This window comes from Paraburkholderia sp. J63, from assembly GCF_905220245.1.
Taxonomy (GTDB): Bacteria; Pseudomonadota; Gammaproteobacteria; order Burkholderiales; family Burkholderiaceae; genus Paraburkholderia.
The window spans coordinates 45,851-62,510 of the sequence record NZ_CAJMZF010000046.1; the positions used below are offsets into that span (position 1 = coordinate 45,851).

Below are 16,660 nucleotides of genomic sequence, written 5' to 3' on the forward strand. Positions count from 1 at the left end.
GGATCGCGGGTCGCCACGGAGGATTGCAGTGTCTCAATCAGAACCGGAAGTCCCTCAAACGCCGCCGCTCGAAGCGTGGCTCGACAAGACCGAAACGCTGACCGACGAGATCACGTCGTTCCCGCTGCGCGCGCTCGCGGCGACGCTCGATCGCGATGCGCCCGGCGACGTCGTGCCGCCGCTGTGGCACTGGCTCTATTTCCTGCCCGTGGCGCCGCTCGCCCAGGTGGGCGCGGACGGCCACCCGAAACGCGGCGGCTTCCTGCCGCCCGTTGCCTTGCCGCGCCGCATGTGGGCGGGCGGCCGCTTCACGTTCCACGCGCTGCTGCGCGCGGGCGAAACGGCGCAGCGCACCTCGACGATCGCGAGCATCGAAGACAAGACCGGGCGCAGCGGCCGGCTCGTGTTCGTGACGGTCCAGCATCGCTACGAATCGGCGGACGCGCTGTGCATCGAGGAGGAGCACGACATCGTCTATCGCGACGTCCCGCAGCCCGGCGCGAGCGCGCTGAAGCCTGTCGCGGCTCCTGCAGGCCATACGTGGTCGCGCACGCTCGTGGCCGATCCTGTGCTGCTGTTCCGCTATTCTGCGCTCACCTTCAACGGTCATCGGATTCACTACGATTTCCCGTACGTCACGCAGGAGGAGGGCTATCCGGGGCTCATCGTCCATGGTCCGCTCATCGCCACGCTGCTGCTCGATCTCGTGCACCGCGAGCGCCCGGACGCGACGCTCGCTTCGTTTGCGTTTCGCGCCGTGCGTCCCACGTTCGGCGGCAATGCGTTCACGCTGTGCGGCAAGCCCGCTGAAGACGGCCGCTCGGTCGAGCTCTGGGCCAAGGACCACGAAGGCTATCTGACGATGCAGGCCAGCGCGACCTTCGCCTGAAGCCGACCACTATCGAACGAAGGTGCCCGCATGGGCACCGTATCAGTGCTGCTGCGCAGAGGATTTTTTGCCGATGAAGCGCAGCGCGAAGCGCACGAGCTTCGGCATGGTCTCCGGGCGCAGCAGGCGCGTATCGTAGCCCGAGAAGCGCCGGTCGTTTTCTTCCAGACACAGACGCATGAGTTCGGGCACGCTGATGTCGATGTCCGAGACCGACTGCGCGCCGTTCACCGTGAAGTTGTTGTCTTGCTGCTGCTCGTTGCCGTCGGCATCCATCGTGCGCGCGAGGCCGATGCGCTCCCAGCCCAGAAGCACCCACACGCGCGCCACTTTCAGCTCGAAGCGCACGCGCCGCCACCACGACAGCCGCGCGCGGTGCCACGCGATCCAGTTCGCGAACAGCAGGATATGGCGGCACTCCTCCTGCATCACGGGCTCGAACGTGTCGATCAATTCGGGCGGGAAAAGCCCCGAGCGCTTCGCGACTTCGAAGAGCCCGAACGCGAAGAAGCTGTCCACGCATTCGCTATAGCCCGTCACGAGATAGGCCCACTCGGCGTCCCTGGGAAACACATAGGGCGGCTCGTTCGCGAGCGTGATGCCATAGGCTCGCACCATGCGCGAAAGCACTTCCTTGTGGCGGTTTTCTTCCCAGGCGTTGAGCGCGAGCGCGGCGCGCATGTCGGCGTCCTCGACCGTCGCGGCGTAGGCCGCCATGCGCAGGCGCGCCTTGCCCTCGGTCTGCACCGCGATGTCCCAGATCGGCAGCTCGACGATGCGCTTGAGCGCCGCGGGCTCGAGCGTCGGCCATTCGAGCACCGAAGGCCGGTAGGGGTTGAAGGTCTCGCGGAACATGCGGCACGCTTCGCGGCGATGCGCGTCGGAACCGGGCGTGAGCGGACCGCTTTCGCGGCCCGTCCAGTGGCGCGTGTTGTGCTCGGCGGCGTCGAGCGTCGCGCGGTCGGGGCGCTCGCCAGGCAGTTGCGGCGCGCTGAAATCGGGAATCCACTGCGCCGTGTCGAAAGTGTCGAGTACCTGATCGTCCATCTGAAGCCTCTCCAGGCAAGGCTTGTAGCGGTGGTCGGGTGGGCTGGCCGTAGCGGCGGGCGAGGCAAGGTTGTCATCGATGCGCCGCGGGCGCGTCGGGGTGGGCGTCGTCCGCGCCGGGCGCCGGGTCATCGGCATGCGTCACATGGGTGCCGCATTGATTGCAGAACGGGAAGAACGCGAAATTGCGCGCGCCGCACTTGCAGACTTCGAAGAGCCGCAGCCCGCAATGAATGCAGAACGAGACCTGATCGCCGCCCAGATGCCATGGCTTGTCGCAAGACGGGCACAGCTTCTTCTGATAAGCGCCGATGGCCTTTTCGTAGACCACGGCGCGGGCGCGCTCGCTCTGGCTCTGCTGCATTTCGGCGCGCTTGCGCTCGACGTAGCGCTGGAACGCCCGCAGCATGTAGAGCCCCGCGAACACTGTGAGCGCAATGCCGACGAGCACGCGCACGTAGCCGCCGAAATCGGGCAGATACGGCACGAGCTCGACGAAGAACGCGCAGAGTGCAAAGAGGCCGAAGCCATAGATGAACGGCCAGTAGCGGCTTTTGCGGTGACGGATGAACAGCCAGAGGGCGACGAGCAGGATCGGCAGCGTGAGCGCGAGGCGCCAGCCGAACACCGTGAGTTCGTAGCGCCGCTCGGCGGCGGCGTAGCGCGCGTCGGCCGCGCTCTGCAGGCGCGCGAGCTGGGCGTTCAGTTGCTCGCTGCGGGCATCGAGCGCGCGTTGCTGGTCGGCGAGTGCGTCGCGCCGGCGCTGCCAGTCGATCGTGCTCGCCTGGAGCAGGTCGAGCTTGCGCGTGCGCGCGAGCAGCTCGATGTCGTTGCGGTTGTCGCCCGTGGCCGTGCGCGTGGCGATCCAGTTGCGCAGGCTCTCCTGGGCGTCGCGATAGTCGCTGTTCGCACGGTCGTACGCGGCGCGCAGCGTCTGCGCCTTGTCGTCGAGCGCGCTGCGCTGGCGCTCGATGTCGCGCGTTTGCGCTTCGAGCGGCGCGACGGCCGCGTTGTCGACGAATTGCTCGGCGCGTGGCGGTCCGCCCTGCGGCGCGAACATGAGGTCGCGGATCACGAGGCTGCCGAGCATGTCGAGGAACATCGCGAACACGATGGCGACGATCCACGAGGCGACCTGCAGCAGGCGGGCGGGCCGCGAGTAAGCCTGACTGGTGTTCATGGGCAAGAGGAGCGTGAAGGAACGATTGCAGCCGGCACCGACGTGCCGCCGCGAGGCCACGTGGCGTGGGTCGCGTGAAGGCATTGTAAGACGTGCGGCGCGGCGGGCACGCCGTGTGCGGCCAGGCGCCCCTTTCGTCGGCTGTGCGATCGTGCGGGGCGCGCGGGGAGGCGGGAGGGAGATTCTAGTGAGGCGCGGAAAAGGCGATCCGCGTTACATGAGGCGATATCGGTAAAGCGCCGCGTACCGCACGCGGCGCCGCGCTTCAGCGCAATTGCGCGAACGCGATGAAGAGCACCATGCCGCCGATCGCGCCGTCGAGCACGCGCCACGCGCCGGCGCGCCGGAACAGCGGGGCGAGCGCGCGCGCGCCGTAGCCGAGGCCCACGAACCACACCGCGCTCACGCACATCGCGCCGATCGCGAACGCGAGCCGGCTGCCTTGCGGCTCGCGCGCGCCGGCCGTGCCGATCAGCAGGAAGGTGTCGAGATAGACGTGCGGATTGAGCCAGGTGAACGCGAGCGTCATCAGCATGATCGGCCAGGCGCGCTGCGCGCTCGCATCGGGGGAGCCCGCCGTTTCGAGCACGGCGTGCGTGGGCTTCACCGCGCGCCGCAGCGCGCCGATGCCGAACCACACGAGCCACGCGAGCCCCACATAGAGCACGAGATGCACGAAGGTGGGGTAGCGCTCGACGAGGGCCGACGCGCCGCCCACGCCCGCGCCGATCAGGATGAAATCGGAGAGGGCGCACAGCAGCACGATCTTGCCGACGTGCGAGCGCTGAATGCCCTGGCGCAGCACGAAGGCGTTCTGTGCGCCGATGGTGACGATGAGCGAGGCGCAGAGCGCCGCGCCGTGCGAAAAAGCGAGCCAGTTCATGATGGTTATGCGTTCGGTAGCTGAAATGGGGAGCAAAGCGCGATGCGCTGCCGTGAGCACGTCCTGCGGGTGCTGAGGATGTGGCGGCAGGCGTCTCGACAGAAGCACTAAACGGCGCTAGTCTGCCGCTGGGGCTCGATTAAGCAAAGCTCATTTTGTTAAACCAGATTAAGGAACGCTAATGCTCGACTACGCGCTGCTCGACGCGCTCGCCGCCGTGGTGCGGCATGGATCGTTCGACCGCGCGGCCGGCGCGCTCAACGTCACGCCTTCGGCGGTCTCGCAACGCGTGAAGCTGCTGGAGGAGCGCGTGGGCGCCGTGCTCGTGAAGCGCGGCCAGCCTTGCGTGGCCACGGCGGCGGGCGCGCTGCTGTGCCGCCACACCGAGCGCGTGCAATTGCTCGAAGCGGAGCTGGGCGGCGGCATGCCCACGATCGCGGGCGCGCTTGACGCATCGCGGCCCACGCTGCGCGTCGCGGTCAACGACGACAGCGTGGGCACCTGGTTCATCGACGCCGTGGCGGGCTTTTGCGTCGAGCGAGGCATCCTGCTCGATCTCGTGATCGACGACCAGGACCATACCGCGCAGCGCATGCGCGACGGCAGCGTGCAGGGCGCGGTGACGACCCAGGCCGAGCCCGTGCAGGGCTGCCGCTCGACGCGCCTTGGCCGCATGCGCTACCTCGCGGTCTGTTCGCCGGCGTTTTTCGAGCGCTATTTCGCCGAAGGGGTGGGGCGCGAGGCGCTGCGTCGCGCGCCGTGCGTGGAGTTCAACCCGAAGGATCAACTGCAAAAGCGCTTCGTGCGGCGCATCACGCGCGCGCAGGTGGACGCGCCGCTGCACTGGATTCCGCACGTGGCGGGCTTTCTGCGCTGCTGCGTGAGCGGGCTAGGATGGGGCATGTGCCCCGAGCGCATGATCGCGCCGCACCTCGCGCGCGGCGAGCTCGTCGAGCTCACGCCGGGGCGCACCCTCGACGTCGAGCTCTATTGGCAGAGCTGGCGTCTGTCGATTGGCTGGCTCGACGATTTCGGCGCGATGCTCAAGCGGCGCGCGGCCGAATTCCTCGATCAAGGGCGCGGGGCCTGAACCGCGCGCGAGGCAGGCCCGCTTCGGCAAACTGGTTCGTTGCGCTGCCAACGGAATGCACGCTTTACGCGAGTTTGCTTCCCATTCACGGGAACTTTGGATATCCATTGAATCGCCAATTTTCTGGCCGGGAATCGTCGGGGCTATTGCACGCGCTTCGCCAATTTGGTGCATTCGAGTGGGATGCATTCGATCGTGACAAAACGGCTAAAGCGCAATTTATTTTCGATTAATACTTGATGAAATAGAGGCCGGTCTCGAAACTCTGTACTCCGGGGATGCGCATGCCGTGTGCGACAATTCCTCGCGTCCCGGACGACCCGCATGATGTGAAATCCCAATATGCATATGTCACGGAGCCGTCATGCGTTTCATTGATTGGACGACAGCGGCCAGTCTGCGCGCAACTGCCCCCGGCTGGGCACAACGCCTGCTGGGGCCGATTGGGCGTAGTGCAGCGCCGGTGGGTCGCATGCCTTTGCATGACGCGCAATAGTATTGCTAATGCCTTGTTGTCTTACACGCCGGACCTTGGGTCCGGTTATTTTTTCCTGGCAGAAAATGTTAAAGATCAACAAATCGGCAAAAAAGTGATGCGAGTAAATGTAAAGAAACCAGCATTGCTGTCTTACAATTACGCCTGAAAGTCCGATGGCTTCATTTGTCACGCATCCGGCATTATCGTGTGAGTATTCAGTTTTTTCTGTGGACTGCGAGAATCGCACGCTATAATCCGGACGTGGCAGAGTGCTTATTCGACCGGCATATTTGAATCGTTTCCACGTGCACGAGGTGCATTATGACGAAATTAGATACCGGCAGCGCATGGCAACAAACCATTGATCTTCTGTCCGCTGCCTCGGAGCCTTTTAGCCCGAGCGGCGAGCCCGATGGCATCAGGAGTTGCAAACCGGTACCCATCACACGCGGCGCATCGGAGGCGGCCAATCGGCGCCGCGCGACCGTGCGTTCGTGGGATGCGCAGGGCATCACCTTGATCCGGCGTCATGATCCGGAAAGCATCACTGTCTGCTGGAGCGACGCCACGTATGGGCGCTACTCCGACCAGTTGTGGCGGGTTTGCACCGCACGCCGCAGCGCGGTGTGTGCGTTGACCGGCGAGAAGATCCGCCGCGGCGACGCCGTATTCCGCCCGAGTCCGAACCGCCGCCATCGCCCGGCCAACGCCGACGCGATGATCCTCGCGAGCAAGCTGGACGCCTTTCCCAGCGGCGTCGTGGCCGCGCGTCTCGACGAGGCGCTTGCGGCTTAGGCGTTGGCATAAAAGCAACCTCTGGGTTGCAGCGGCCGCTCCGCTGTTCGAGCCTGCATCGAATGTTCGATGCGGGCGGTTGTGCTTTTATCGCTTCCGCTAGCCGGTTCAGTGCTTTTCCCCGCCTGGCGCATCGCCCGGCGCGTTCCGCAAGACATCCCAAACCCTGTTTCAACGCCAGCCGGCGTGGCGCGAGCGTGGCAGGCCGGCCGCGCCGGATGCCATGCATCGCGGCGCTTCGCCATTTGCTCGCGTCTTTGCGTCTTTCTTTTCGTTCGGGAAGGGTGACGCGCTCGGGTGCGCGCGCCGCCGGCCCGTTTCCGGGCCAGCCCGCGCCGCACTCAAGCCGCTTTCGGCCGCCTTCAGGCGTCGTCAGGCGCCTTCGGCCGTCTTGTCGCCGGTGGTTTCCTCTTCGAGCGCGTCGCGCGTCTCGGGCATGACGAGCCACACCATCAGCACCGCCGCCGCGCCCGCCGCGGCGAGGCCGAGGAAGCTCACGGTATTGCCGAAGTGGTCGGCGACAAAGCCCGCGAGCCCCGTGGAGAGCGTGGCGCCAATGCCCGCCGATAGCCCGAACAGCCCAATGCAGAGGTTGTAGCGCCCCTTGCCGCCCGCCACGTCGGCGGCGATGAGCGGCAGCATCACGCCGAACACGGCGGCCGAGAGGCCGTCGAGCATCTGCACCGGCACGAGGAAGTACGGGTTGCCGACCGCGGCGAACAGCAGCGCGCGCAGCGGCAGGGCGCTGAAGCCGAGAATCAGCACCGGCCTGCGGCCCCAGTGCTGCGCGGTGCGGCCCACCCACGGCGACATCAGCGCGACGATCGCCTGCGGCACGATGATGCACGCCGCGATCACGAGCTGGACGTTGTCGCCCATGCCGGCCGTCACTTCGCCCGCCGCGAGGTTCAGCATCGCGGCGTTCGAGAGGTGGAACAGCACCACGCAGGCCGCGAAGGTCAGCATGCGTTTGTCGCGCAGCAGATCGAAAATGGTCTCGCGCGGCTCGTCCGCGAGCGTTGCCTGCGCGGCCTTGCCGGCTTTCAGCGGCCGGGGCGCGTTGGCGTGCTTGTCGTACTCGATCATCGCGAGCGCGACGAGCGCGGGCAGCGCGAGCGCCCCCGTGAGCCAGAACACGGCGCGCGGCGAGACGTATTCGCCGCACAGCCCCATCAGGCCTGCCGCGACGGCGCTGCCGATCGAGGCCCAGCGCGCGTTGCGCCCGAGCCGGTCGCCGAGGTTCTGCCGGCCCACGAGCGCCAGCGCGAGCGCCGCCATGGCCGGCACGAGCATGCAGCTCGCGAAGCCGTGGAAGACTTCGGCGGCCATCACGGGCACGACGGTCGGGCTCGAGGCGAGCAGCACCGCCGAGAGGATGATCGCGATGATCGCCCAGGCGGCGGCGGCTTTCTTGTTGCGCAGGGCGTCCACGGCTGCGCCGCCCGGCACCTGGCTCACCATGGCGCTGATCGTGCCCACCGAGAGCGCGAGGCCGATCTCGCCCTGGGTCCATTTGTGCGAGGCGAGATACGAGGCGATGAACGGGCCGAAGCCGGTCTGCACGTTCGCGACGAAAAAGTTCAGCCAGTCGAGCGCGCGCACGCTGCGCAGACTGGGCGTGGGATGCGTCGTACCTGTCATTGGGCACCGCGCGCAGGAGCTGCGGGAGCGGCCGGCCCCGCGGCGGCGGGGCTGACGGCCCGCACGGGCTGATCGTTCGCATAGGCGGGCGAGGCGTCGATCTGCTGGTCGCTCATCTCGAGCTGGGCTTCGAGCGCATTGTTCTTCGTGACGAAGTGCAGCGCCGACCAGTCCGCGGCGATGGTGCGGCGCTTTTCCAGCGTGCCGCTCACGTCGAGCACGACCGCGAGCGGGTCGGCGCTGCCGTCGAGCAGCACGTCCACCACGCGGCCCACCTTCGCGCCGTTGGCGCGCTCGACGTCGGCATCGAGCATCGGCAGGCGCGTCGGGCTGGCCTCGGAGGTGCCGGGCTGCGGCGCGCCGGGCTTGGGCCGGTCGGGGATCTGCAACTGGGCCGGCGTGAGCGCGAGCGTGATGGCGGGCGTCTTCGGCTGCGTGTTGACGCGCACGGCGCCCCACGGGAAGTTGGCCTTGCGGTCGCCCACGCCCATGAAACCCTGCAGGTTCACGACCACTTCCTGCGGCTTGCCGCCGGGGCCGGCGACCATGTCCACGGCGCGGCCCACGACCTTGCCGTCGGGCTTTTGCACTTCACTGTCGAGCAGCGTGCGGAAGGTGCCGCGCACGATGGTGTGCATCTGCACGAGCGGGGCCGGGGCGGGCGCGGCGGGCGCGCTCGCGGGCGCAGGCGGCGGCGGTGCGGGGCGGGGACGGCGGATGGGCGCGGGGCGCGGCTTCTTCGGCGCGGGTTTCGCAGTCGTCTCGGCCGGCTCGCTCGCGACCTCGGGCGCGGAGGCGGCCTCGGGCTCGCTCGCGGGAGCCTCGGGCTCGCTCGCGGCGAGGGACTCGTCGACGATGGGCGCGGGCGGCTGGGCTGACTGGAACAGGCTGCAGCCCGACAGCGCAATCAGGACGAGCAGGGCGAGGGCGTGCTGCAAGGTTAGAACGGGACGTGCGAAACCGCCTCTCATCAACAGAAACTCCAGGAGCGGCCGGCGCGTGGCGCACGGCGAGGGGAAAACCGGGTCGGGGTGCGTGAGAGTTTAACCCGCATGGGGCCCGGTTCCGGCTCAAACCGGCCCAATCCAGCTCAAACGGCTGCTAATCCGCTGACAAAACACCTGGCGCCGTGTCGACGGGGCGTGTCCGGAGCGGCGGTTTTCCCCCGCGCGACCTGCCGGGAGCCGCGCGGGCGCCCCCGGGAGGCACCGGGGTAAACGCGAGGCCCGGTGGTGCGTCGCGCCTTGTGTACGGCGATATAAGCGTCGCGGCATGACCTCAATGTGTTTCGCGCGATGGGAGCATAAGTCGCGTTCGCCTAACCTTCGACCCTGTAAAAAGATGTCAAAAAAATGAATGGGTATAGCGCGTCGCAAGACGCGCCTGGCTGGCGTCGACACCCCTAGTCAATCCAGACGAGACGAACCTGATGGCGGATCCGCACATGAAACGCGGACCGTTTCAGCCCGCTGATAAAGGAGGCACTCACCATGATCGAACCCCACGCACAGCCGCTGGCCGACGTTGCCAATGCTGCGATCCGCGAGGGCGACGCCGTCGACGCCATTGGCGCCGCCGGTTTCCTCGACCGTTATTTCGACATTGCCGCACGCGGCAGCTCGGTGCGCCAGGAGGGCATCGCCGGCATCACCACCTTCCTTGCGATGGTGTATTCCGTGTTCGTCGTGCCGGGCATGCTCGGCAAGGCGGGCTTCGACACCAGCGCGGTCTTCGTCGCCGTGTGTCTGACCACGGCGTTCGGCTCGCTGCTGATGGGCCTGTGGGCGCGCCTGCCGATCGCCATCGGCTGCGCGATCTCGCTGACCGCGTTCACCGCGTTCGGCCTCGTGCTCGGCAAGGGCCTCAAGCCCGAAGTCGCGCTCGGCGCCGTGTTCCTGATGGGCCTCGTGTTCACGGGCATCTCGGTCACCGGCGTGCGCTCCTGGATCCTGCGCAACCTGCCGCACGGCATCGCGCACGGCACGGGCATCGGCATCGGGCTGTTCCTGCTCCTGATCGCGGCCAACGACGTGGGCCTCGTCATCAAGAATCCGGGCGCCGGTCTGCCGGTCACGCTCGGCCATATCACCGCGCTGCCCGCGATGCTCTCCGTGGTCGGTCTCGCCGCGATCTTCGGCCTCGTACGCCGCCGCGTGCCGGGCTCGATCCTGATCGTGATCGTCGCGATCTCGGCGCTCGGCCTCGCCATCGATCCGGCCGTGACCTACCACGGTGTGTTCGCGTGGCCGTCGCTCTCGAGCCCGGGCCATGCCTCGCTGATCGGCGCGATGGACATCAAGGGCGCGCTCTCGCTCGCCGTGCTGCCCAGCGTGCTCGCGCTCGTGATGACCGCCGTGTTCGACGCCACCGGCACGATCCGCGCTGTGGCCGGCCAGGCGGGCCAGCTCGACGCCAACGGCCGCATCATCAACGGCGGTCGCGCGCTCACGGCCGACTCGCTCAGCTCGATCTTCTCGGGCTTCTTCGGCGGCGCGCCGGCAGCGGCGTATATCGAATCGGCGGTGGGCGTCTCGGCAGGTGCGAAGACGGGCATGGCCGCCGCCGTGGTGGGCGTGATGTTCCTCGCGGTGATGTTCTTTGCGCCGCTCGCAGGCCTCGTGCCTTCCTACGCCACCGCGCCGGCGCTCATGTACGTGGGCCTGATGATGCTCTCGAGCGTCGCGAAGCTCGATATGGGCGACATGGTGGATTCGATGTCGGGCCTCGTGTGCGCCGTGTTCATCGTGCTCACCGCCAACATCGTCACGGGCATCATGCTCGGCTTCGCCACGCTCGTGATCGGCCGCGTGGTGAGCGGCGAGTTCAAGAAGCTCAACGTCGGCACGGTGATCATCGCCGCCGTGCTCGTGGCGTTCTACCTGGGCGGCTGGGCTATCTGATGCGCGACTAGCGTCCACATAGCCCGGTCATTCGGCAAGACGGACCCACGGCGGCCCGTCCTGCCGGCTTCACGGCCCGCGTCCGCTTTATGGCGGCGCGGGCCGTGCGGCATTTGGGGCGTGAGTTTTGCGGGGTGCGCCGATTCTGCAGGATTGCGCCGGGCCCGCCGCTCGATGCGCTACTTCGGCAGCACGCTATTGCCGCGCGCCTTGCCCGATTTGCCCGCCGCGTTGCCCGATTTCCGCGGCTTGGGCTCCACGCCCACGCGCGGGTCGCGCGCCAGCACGAGCCCGGTCAGATGCTGCGCCGTGGCTTCGAACTCCGGATCTTCCTGCGTCACGTAGAGCCACTTTCCCAGCACCGGATGCGGCCGCAAGGCAGGCATTTCGGCGATGAGCGCCGCCTGGCGCTCCCGCGACGTGCAGACCAGCAGGCCGTTAAAGGGCTTGTCGCGGTCGGCGGCGACGAGACAGAGCAGGCCGTCCAGATAGGCGGCGTCGCAGCCGAACATCCGCTTGCACAGATAGTCGGGCTCGCGCTCGAAGGCGTCGAAGATCCAGAGCAGCGAATTGCGGATTTTGGACGGCATGGCGTAACGGCTCGGGGGGAAAGGGTGGAAGGGCCAGCGAAGATTCATTCTACGGGCTGAGCGGGCAGGCCCGCACGAATCCCTGACGCAGCCTTGACATCGACGGTTCGCGTCCTATGCTTAACCGCATGGTTAAGCATGAAGACGATACGCTGAACCGCACCTTCGCGGCGCTGGCGGACCCTACGCGGCGCGCGCTGCTCGCGCGGCTAGCCCAGCACGACGCGCTCTCGGTGAGCGCGCTCGCGCAGCCGTTTGCGATGTCGCTGCCCGCGGTGATGAAGCATCTGGACGTGCTCGCCGATGCGGGGCTCGTCACGCGCGCGAAGACCGGACGCACGGTGGCGTGCCGTCTTGCGGCGGGGCCGATGGAGGACGCGATGCAGTGGCTCGCGTACTACGAGCGCTTCTGGAGCGGCGCGCTCGATCGTCTGGCCGCTTTCGTGGAGGAAGACGCATGTCCAGCCGACCCGACGCTGGCGCAGCCAGCCATTCAAACTCCGGCGAAGATAAAAGCGTAGAAAAAACCGGCGCCGCAGCCCACGCCGGCCCCAGCCTCGTCCTCAGGCGCCGCATCAACGCGAGTGCCGCGAAGGTCTACGCGGCATGGACGCAAGCAGCGCAACTGATGCGCTGGATGCATCCGTTCGACACGATCTGCCTGCATGCCGAGGCCGACGTGCGCGTGGGCGGGCGCTTCCGCGTGATCATGCGCTCGCCCGACGGCGAGGAGCACGACGCGAGCGGCACCTATCTCGAAGTGGTGCCCGAGGCGAAGCTCGTATTTACGTGGGCGTGGCGTAGCGCGCCCGAGCGCGAGTCGCGCGTGACGGTCGTGCTGCGTCCCGAGGATGCCACGACCGAGCTCACGCTGCGCCACGAGCGCTTCGTCGACGAGGCCGCGCGCGATGCGCATCGCGAAGGGTGGGCGAGCGCGCTCGATCGTCTGGTGGAGCTGTTCGAATGAGGGAGGCCGGCTCGCACCGAGCCGGTCAGGTCAACGCGAAGGAGGAACGGATGATGGAGACGCACCAGATTGTTTCGGAGGACGAATGGTTGGCGGCGCGCAAGGCGTTGCTCAGCGAGGAGCGCGCGTTCACGCATGCGCGCGACGCGCTCGCGGCGAAGCGTCAGGCGCTGCCGTGGGTGAAGGTGGAGAAAACGTATACGTTCGAAACGCCGCAAGGCACGCGCACGCTCGCGGAGCTGTTCGGGCCGCGCAGCCAGTTGCTGACCTGGCACTTCATGCTCGGTCCCGACTGGGAGGAGGGCTGCCCGGGCTGCTCGTTCCTCTCCGATCACGTGGACGGCATGCTGCCGCATCTGGAGCATCACGACGTGACTTACGTGGCCGTCTCGCGCGCGCCGCTCGCGAAGATCGAGTCCTTCAGGCAGCGCATGGGCTGGCGTTTTCCGTGGGTGTCATCGCATGGCGGCGACTTCAACTTCGACTATCACGTTTCGTTCAGCGAAGCAGACAAGGCGCGTGGCAAGGCGCTTTACAACTATGAAGAGCAGGACTACGTGAGCGACGAATTGCCCGGCATCAGCGCGTTTTATCGCGACGAAGCGGGCAACGTCTATCACACGTATTCGGCTTACGCGCGCGGCGTGGAAATGGCGCTCGGCGTCTATGCAATGCTCGAATTCACGGCGAAAGGGCGCAACGAGAAACAGGACATGCGCGAGTGGATGCGCCACCACGATCGCTATGAAGACAGCCCGCCGCAGCAGGCATGCTGCGCGCACGAGCACAAAGCGCAATGACGTCCCGCGAAAGAAAACAGAAAGAAAGCAGTAAGGCTAGAGCGCCATCTCGAAAGCGGGGCGCAGCAGCACTTCGATGGCCATCACGATGAGGCCCATCGCTGCGGCGGCGAGCGTCAGCGTGCCATATTCGTCGTAGCGCGAGTCGTACAGACACGCGACCACGAAGAGGATGGCGAGCAGATTGGTCAGCCAGTAGAAGTTCAGCGCGAGAGGCATCGGCGTACCTGGTTGCCGGGTCGGCAACGCAACGGTAGAGAGTGCAAACCGTGGCGATTCTAGCGGACCGACCTTACGGATACGCAACAATAACGTACTGCGGAGCAGGTATTTTTGTGCCTTTTTCATGGGGCGCCGTGACTGACCGATGTTCACGCAACCGGCGCACCTGGCACAAGTGGCATCTCATCGCGAATCCACTCCGTGACCGACGTGGGCCGCGGCTGCCAGCCCAGCAGCGTGCTCGCGCGCTCGCCACGTACGCGGCTATTCGAGCCGAGCCCATACGACGCCATCTCGTAGCCCCATTCGGCGATCGCGTCTTCGAGCGGCCAGTCCTGCGGTGCGCCAAGCCCCATCTTCTGCGCGAGCGCCGCGGTCATTTCGCGGAAGCTCGCCTCGCCGCTTTCGACGAAATAGAACATGCCCGCAGGGGTTTTCTCGAGCGCGAGACGATACAGCTCGGCGACGTCGTCGACATGGACGTTCGACCAGCGGTTCAGACCACGCCCGACGTGCCGCATCACGCCGCTCTTCTGCGCCTGGCGAATGAGGCGCGGCAACTGCACGCTCGCCGCGCCCGGCACCGCACCCACGCCGTAGATCAGCGTGTTGCAGAGCACGGCGCTTGTCACGCCGCGCGCTTGCCCGGCCAGCACGAGATCGTCGATGGCCACGCGCGGCGCCTTGTCGGGCGTCGGCGCGGGCAGCGCGTCTTCGTGATAGATGCGATCGGTTGGTTCGCCCCCCGAAGCATCGCCGACGATGCTCGACCCGCTCGTGTGCAGCAGCGTCTTGCCTGAGCCTTCGAGCGCGTCGAGCAGCGCCTCCACCGCGCCGCGATGATCGCTGCTCGCGGCGTTGACGACGGCGTCGGCGGCGCGCGCTTCCTGCATCAGCCGCGCGCGCTCGTCGAGATCGCCTTGCACCGGCACGATGCCGAGCTTTGCGAGCGCGGCGAACTGCTCGGGCCGGCGCACGAGTCCGCGCACTTCATGGCCCGCGCGCGCCAGATGCGCGGCAATCGTCCCGCCGATGAAACCGCCTGCGCCTGTCACGAATACTTTCATTGAGTCCTTTCGAGGGTTGCCCCGTTTGTGGATGAATTGGCTGGATTGCTTCTTCCGGCAGGCAGTATCGCGGCATTCGTGCCTTGCAAAAACCGTGTTAGTCTCAAATCAATCTTGACTGCGGATCAACAATGAAAACATCGACCGACGAATTGCTCGTATTCGTCACGGTGATCGATGCGGGGTCGATCACGGCCGCCGCCGAAAAACTCGAGCAGACCGTCTCCGGCGTGAGCCGGGCGCTCACGCGGCTCGAAAAGCAGCTTGGCGTGGCGCTGATCCTGCGCACGACGCGCCGACTGCAATTGACCGAGGAGGGCGAGCTCTTTCTCGAACGCGCGCGCGCCATTCTCGCTGCGATGGAGGACGCCGAGGAAGCCGTCTCGCGCCATCGTGAGCAGCCTTCGGGGCGCCTGCGCGTCGATGCGGCCACGCCGTTCATGCTCCATTGCATCGTGCCGCACGTGGCGGCGTTCGCCGCGCGCTATCCCGACATCCAGCTCGAACTCACGAGCAACGAGCGCATCGTCGATTTGCTCGAGCAGCGTGTCGATATCGCCATTCGCATCGGCGCGCTCCAGGATTCCACGCTCCATGCGCGTTCGCTCGGCGTGAGCCGGCGACGCGTGGTGGCGAGCCCCGCGTATCTCGCGGCGCACGGCACGCCGCGCACGCTCGCCCAGTTGCGCGAGCATCGGCTGATCGGCTTCACGGCGCCCGCGCTGTTGAACCGCTGGCCGCTCAGGCCCGATGGCGGTGCGGCCCAGGCCATGGTTATGGGCGCGGCGTCGTCCAAAGCCGTGCAGGCATCGCTGCTCGACGAAGTCGAAGCGCAAGTGGAAGCTGAAACCGAAGCCGCGCCCGATGGCCTGGCGATTCATCCGGCGCTCGCCGCGTCGAGCGGCGAGACGATACGCCAGCTCGCGCTCGCCCATGCCGGCATCGCCTGTCTTTCGGACTTCATGACGGCCGCCGACCGCTCGGCGGGCCGCCTCGTGACCCTGCTCGACGACGCGCTCGTCGCCGAGCGCCAGCCGATCCACGCCGTCTACTACCGCAGCGCGGCGCTTGCGGCGCGCGTGCAGTGCTTTCTCGCGTTTATCGGGGGCAGGCTGGAGGGCCAGTCCTGACGGACATGGGCGCGCGCCCATGGATAGTCCCAGGGCAGCGGGGCGATCGCGGAGGTTGTCTATACAGGCGCGCCAGGCTAGACTCCCCGTCACTTGTATAGACAGGATTCGATCATGCTCCTCACGCCCGGCCATCTGACCCTGCCCCAACTGCGCCAGATCGCGCGCGCAGCCGACAGCAGCAGCGTTCAGCTCGAACTCGATCCGGCGAGCTTTGCGGCCATCGACGCGAGCGCGCGCGCCGTCGCCGAGATCACGGCCAAGGGCGAGCCTGCCTACGGCATCAACACGGGCTTCGGCCGCCTCGCGAGCACGCACATCCCGACCGACCAGCTCGAACTGCTGCAGCGCAATCTGGTGCTCTCGCACGCCGTGGGCGTGGGCGAGCCGATGTCGCGTCCGGTCGTGCGCCTGATGATGGCGCTGAAGCTTTCGAGCCTCGGCCGTGGCCATTCGGGCATCCGCCGCGAAGTGATGAACGCGCTCATCACGCTCTTTAACGCCGACGTGCTGCCGCTCATTCCCGTGAAGGGCTCGGTGGGCGCGTCGGGCGACCTCGCGCCGCTCTCGCACATGTCGGCAGTGCTGCTCGGCGTGGGCGAAGTGTTCATCCGCGGCGAGCGCGCCAGCGCCGAAGCGGGCCTGGCCGCCGCCGGCCTCAAGCCGATCGCGCTGCAGGCCAAGGAAGGTCTCGCGTTGCTGAACGGCACGCAAGCCTCCGCCGCGCTCGCGCTCTACAACATGTTCGCGATCGAAGACCTCTACCGCACGGCGCTCGTCTCCGGCGCGCTCTGCGTGGACGCGGCGGCCGGCTCGGTCAAACCGTTCGACGCGCGCATCCATGAACTGCGCGGCCATCGCGGCCAGATCGAAGCGGCTTCGGCCTACCGCACGCTGCTCGACGGCTCGTCGATCAACCTCTCGCACCGCGACTGCGGCAAGGTCCAGGACCCGTACTCGCTGCGCTGCCAGCCCCAGGTG

The 16,660-nt window shown here is 67.1% G+C and carries 17 protein-coding genes; 9 read left to right on the forward strand and 8 right to left on the reverse strand.

Annotated features, from left to right (window positions below; all coding sequences use genetic code 11):
• The first annotated feature begins 28 nt into the window (after positions 1-28).
• Positions 29-889 carry an FAS1-like dehydratase domain-containing protein gene (locus U5775_RS32600; RefSeq protein ID WP_322062251.1) on the forward strand — a complete coding sequence of 287 codons (861 nt, stop codon included), beginning with the start codon at positions 29-31 and terminating at the stop codon, positions 887-889.
• A gap of 42 nt (positions 890-931) precedes the next feature.
• Here the strand turns inward: U5775_RS32600 and U5775_RS32605 are convergent, their stop codons facing one another.
• From U5775_RS32605 to U5775_RS32615, 3 genes are all read right to left on the reverse strand, one after another.
• Complete coding sequence (locus U5775_RS32605; protein ID WP_322062252.1) at positions 932-1,936, reverse strand: ferritin-like domain-containing protein; 1,005 nt, start codon at positions 1,934-1,936, stop codon at positions 932-934.
• A 73-nt stretch (positions 1,937-2,009) separates the two neighbouring features.
• Positions 2,010-3,116 (reverse strand): hypothetical protein, encoded by a 1,107-nt coding sequence (locus tag U5775_RS32610; protein ID WP_322062253.1) that lies wholly within the window; start codon positions 3,114-3,116, stop codon positions 2,010-2,012.
• Between the two features lie 265 nt (positions 3,117-3,381).
• Positions 3,382-3,999, reverse strand: a complete 618-nt coding sequence (locus U5775_RS32615) for a LysE/ArgO family amino acid transporter (RefSeq protein WP_322062254.1) — start codon at positions 3,997-3,999, stop codon at positions 3,382-3,384.
• Between the two features lie 181 nt (positions 4,000-4,180).
• On the opposite strand from U5775_RS32615, the gene U5775_RS32620 reads away from it, so the two are divergent.
• Together U5775_RS32620 and U5775_RS32625 are read left to right on the forward strand one after the other, a co-directional pair.
• Complete coding sequence (locus U5775_RS32620) at positions 4,181-5,089, forward strand: LysR family transcriptional regulator ArgP (RefSeq protein WP_322062255.1); 909 nt, start codon at positions 4,181-4,183, stop codon at positions 5,087-5,089.
• A 964-nt stretch (positions 5,090-6,053) separates the two neighbouring features.
• Positions 6,054-6,362 carry a DUF3331 domain-containing protein gene (locus U5775_RS32625; protein ID WP_052148040.1) on the forward strand — a complete coding sequence of 103 codons (309 nt, stop codon included), beginning with the start codon at positions 6,054-6,056 and terminating at the stop codon, positions 6,360-6,362.
• A gap of 372 nt (positions 6,363-6,734) precedes the next feature.
• Here U5775_RS32625 and U5775_RS32630 read toward each other — a convergent pair whose 3' ends face one another.
• The gene (locus U5775_RS32630) at positions 6,735-8,003 is read right to left on the reverse strand and encodes an MFS transporter (protein ID WP_322062256.1); all 1,269 of its coding nucleotides are present in this window, start codon (positions 8,001-8,003) and stop codon (positions 6,735-6,737) included.
• Positions 8,000-8,974 (reverse strand): PRC-barrel domain-containing protein, encoded by a 975-nt coding sequence (locus U5775_RS32635; RefSeq protein WP_322062257.1) that lies wholly within the window; start codon positions 8,972-8,974, stop codon positions 8,000-8,002. Before U5775_RS32635 ends, U5775_RS32630 begins: the two co-directional genes overlap by 4 nt.
• 519 nt (positions 8,975-9,493) lie before the next feature.
• On the opposite strand from U5775_RS32635, the gene U5775_RS32640 reads away from it, so the two are divergent.
• Positions 9,494-10,903 (forward strand): NCS2 family permease, encoded by a 1,410-nt coding sequence (locus tag U5775_RS32640; RefSeq protein ID WP_322062258.1) that lies wholly within the window; start codon positions 9,494-9,496, stop codon positions 10,901-10,903.
• A gap of 179 nt (positions 10,904-11,082) precedes the next feature.
• Here U5775_RS32640 and U5775_RS32645 read toward each other — a convergent pair whose 3' ends face one another.
• Positions 11,083-11,493, reverse strand: a complete 411-nt coding sequence (locus tag U5775_RS32645; RefSeq protein WP_322062259.1) for a hypothetical protein — start codon at positions 11,491-11,493, stop codon at positions 11,083-11,085.
• Positions 11,494-11,621: 128 nt separating this feature from the next.
• Here U5775_RS32645 and U5775_RS32650 point away from each other — a divergent pair, with 128 nt between their 5' ends.
• Genes U5775_RS32650 through U5775_RS32660 form a run of 3 tightly spaced genes read left to right on the forward strand, consistent with a single transcriptional unit; the run spans position 11,622 to position 13,260 of the window.
• Positions 11,622-12,014, forward strand: a complete 393-nt coding sequence (locus U5775_RS32650; RefSeq protein WP_322062260.1) for a metalloregulator ArsR/SmtB family transcription factor — start codon at positions 11,622-11,624, stop codon at positions 12,012-12,014.
• A complete protein-coding gene (locus tag U5775_RS32655; protein WP_415913708.1) occupies positions 11,951-12,460 on the forward strand; it encodes an SRPBCC family protein in 510 nt (169 codons plus the stop codon). Before U5775_RS32650 ends, U5775_RS32655 begins: the two co-directional genes overlap by 64 nt.
• Positions 12,461-12,510: 50 nt before the next feature.
• Entirely contained in the window at positions 12,511-13,260 is a 750-nt protein-coding gene (locus U5775_RS32660; RefSeq protein WP_322062261.1) for a thioredoxin family protein, read from the forward strand.
• Between the two features lie 36 nt (positions 13,261-13,296).
• On the opposite strand, the gene U5775_RS32665 is transcribed toward U5775_RS32660, so the two are convergent.
• The gene (locus tag U5775_RS32665) at positions 13,297-13,479 is read right to left on the reverse strand and encodes a hypothetical protein (protein WP_322062262.1); all 183 of its coding nucleotides are present in this window, start codon (positions 13,477-13,479) and stop codon (positions 13,297-13,299) included.
• Positions 13,480-13,631: 152 nt separating this feature from the next.
• On the reverse strand, positions 13,632-14,549 hold the full coding sequence (locus U5775_RS32670; RefSeq protein WP_322062263.1) for an NAD-dependent epimerase/dehydratase family protein: 918 nt from the start codon (positions 14,547-14,549) through the stop codon (positions 13,632-13,634).
• A gap of 131 nt (positions 14,550-14,680) precedes the next feature.
• On the opposite strand from U5775_RS32670, the gene U5775_RS32675 reads away from it, so the two are divergent.
• Together U5775_RS32675 and U5775_RS32680 are read left to right on the forward strand one after the other, a co-directional pair.
• Positions 14,681-15,679, forward strand: a complete 999-nt coding sequence (locus tag U5775_RS32675; RefSeq protein ID WP_322062264.1) for a LysR substrate-binding domain-containing protein — start codon at positions 14,681-14,683, stop codon at positions 15,677-15,679.
• A 111-nt stretch (positions 15,680-15,790) separates the two neighbouring features.
• On the forward strand, positions 15,791-16,660 hold an 870-nt coding region (locus tag U5775_RS32680), incomplete at its 3' end, for an aromatic amino acid lyase (protein ID WP_322062267.1).

Bases quoted from the DNA above. Each gene is read 5' to 3' on its own strand.
- U5775_RS32605 (WP_322062252.1), bottom strand. From the start codon at position 1,936: ATGGACGATCAGGTACTCGACACTTTCGACACGGCGCAGTGGATTCCC.
- U5775_RS32610 (WP_322062253.1), bottom strand. From the start codon at position 3,116: ATGAACACCAGTCAGGCTTACTCGCGGCCCGCCCGCCTGCTGCAGGTC.
- U5775_RS32615 (WP_322062254.1), bottom strand. From the start codon at position 3,999: ATGAACTGGCTCGCTTTTTCGCACGGCGCGGCGCTCTGCGCCTCGCTC.
- U5775_RS32620 (WP_322062255.1), top strand. From the start codon at position 4,181: ATGCTCGACTACGCGCTGCTCGACGCGCTCGCCGCCGTGGTGCGGCAT.
- U5775_RS32630 (WP_322062256.1), bottom strand. From the start codon at position 8,003: ATGACAGGTACGACGCATCCCACGCCCAGTCTGCGCAGCGTGCGCGCG.
- U5775_RS32635 (WP_322062257.1), bottom strand. From the start codon at position 8,974: ATGAGAGGCGGTTTCGCACGTCCCGTTCTAACCTTGCAGCACGCCCTC.
- U5775_RS32640 (WP_322062258.1), top strand. From the start codon at position 9,494: ATGATCGAACCCCACGCACAGCCGCTGGCCGACGTTGCCAATGCTGCG.
- U5775_RS32645 (WP_322062259.1), bottom strand. From the start codon at position 11,493: ATGCCGTCCAAAATCCGCAATTCGCTGCTCTGGATCTTCGACGCCTTC.
- U5775_RS32650 (WP_322062260.1), top strand. From the start codon at position 11,622: ATGGTTAAGCATGAAGACGATACGCTGAACCGCACCTTCGCGGCGCTG.
- U5775_RS32655 (WP_415913708.1), top strand. From the start codon at position 11,951: ATGTCCAGCCGACCCGACGCTGGCGCAGCCAGCCATTCAAACTCCGGC.
- U5775_RS32660 (WP_322062261.1), top strand. From the start codon at position 12,511: ATGATGGAGACGCACCAGATTGTTTCGGAGGACGAATGGTTGGCGGCG.
- U5775_RS32665 (WP_322062262.1), bottom strand. From the start codon at position 13,479: ATGCCTCTCGCGCTGAACTTCTACTGGCTGACCAATCTGCTCGCCATC.
- U5775_RS32670 (WP_322062263.1), bottom strand. From the start codon at position 14,549: ATGAAAGTATTCGTGACAGGCGCAGGCGGTTTCATCGGCGGGACGATT.
- U5775_RS32675 (WP_322062264.1), top strand. From the start codon at position 14,681: ATGAAAACATCGACCGACGAATTGCTCGTATTCGTCACGGTGATCGAT.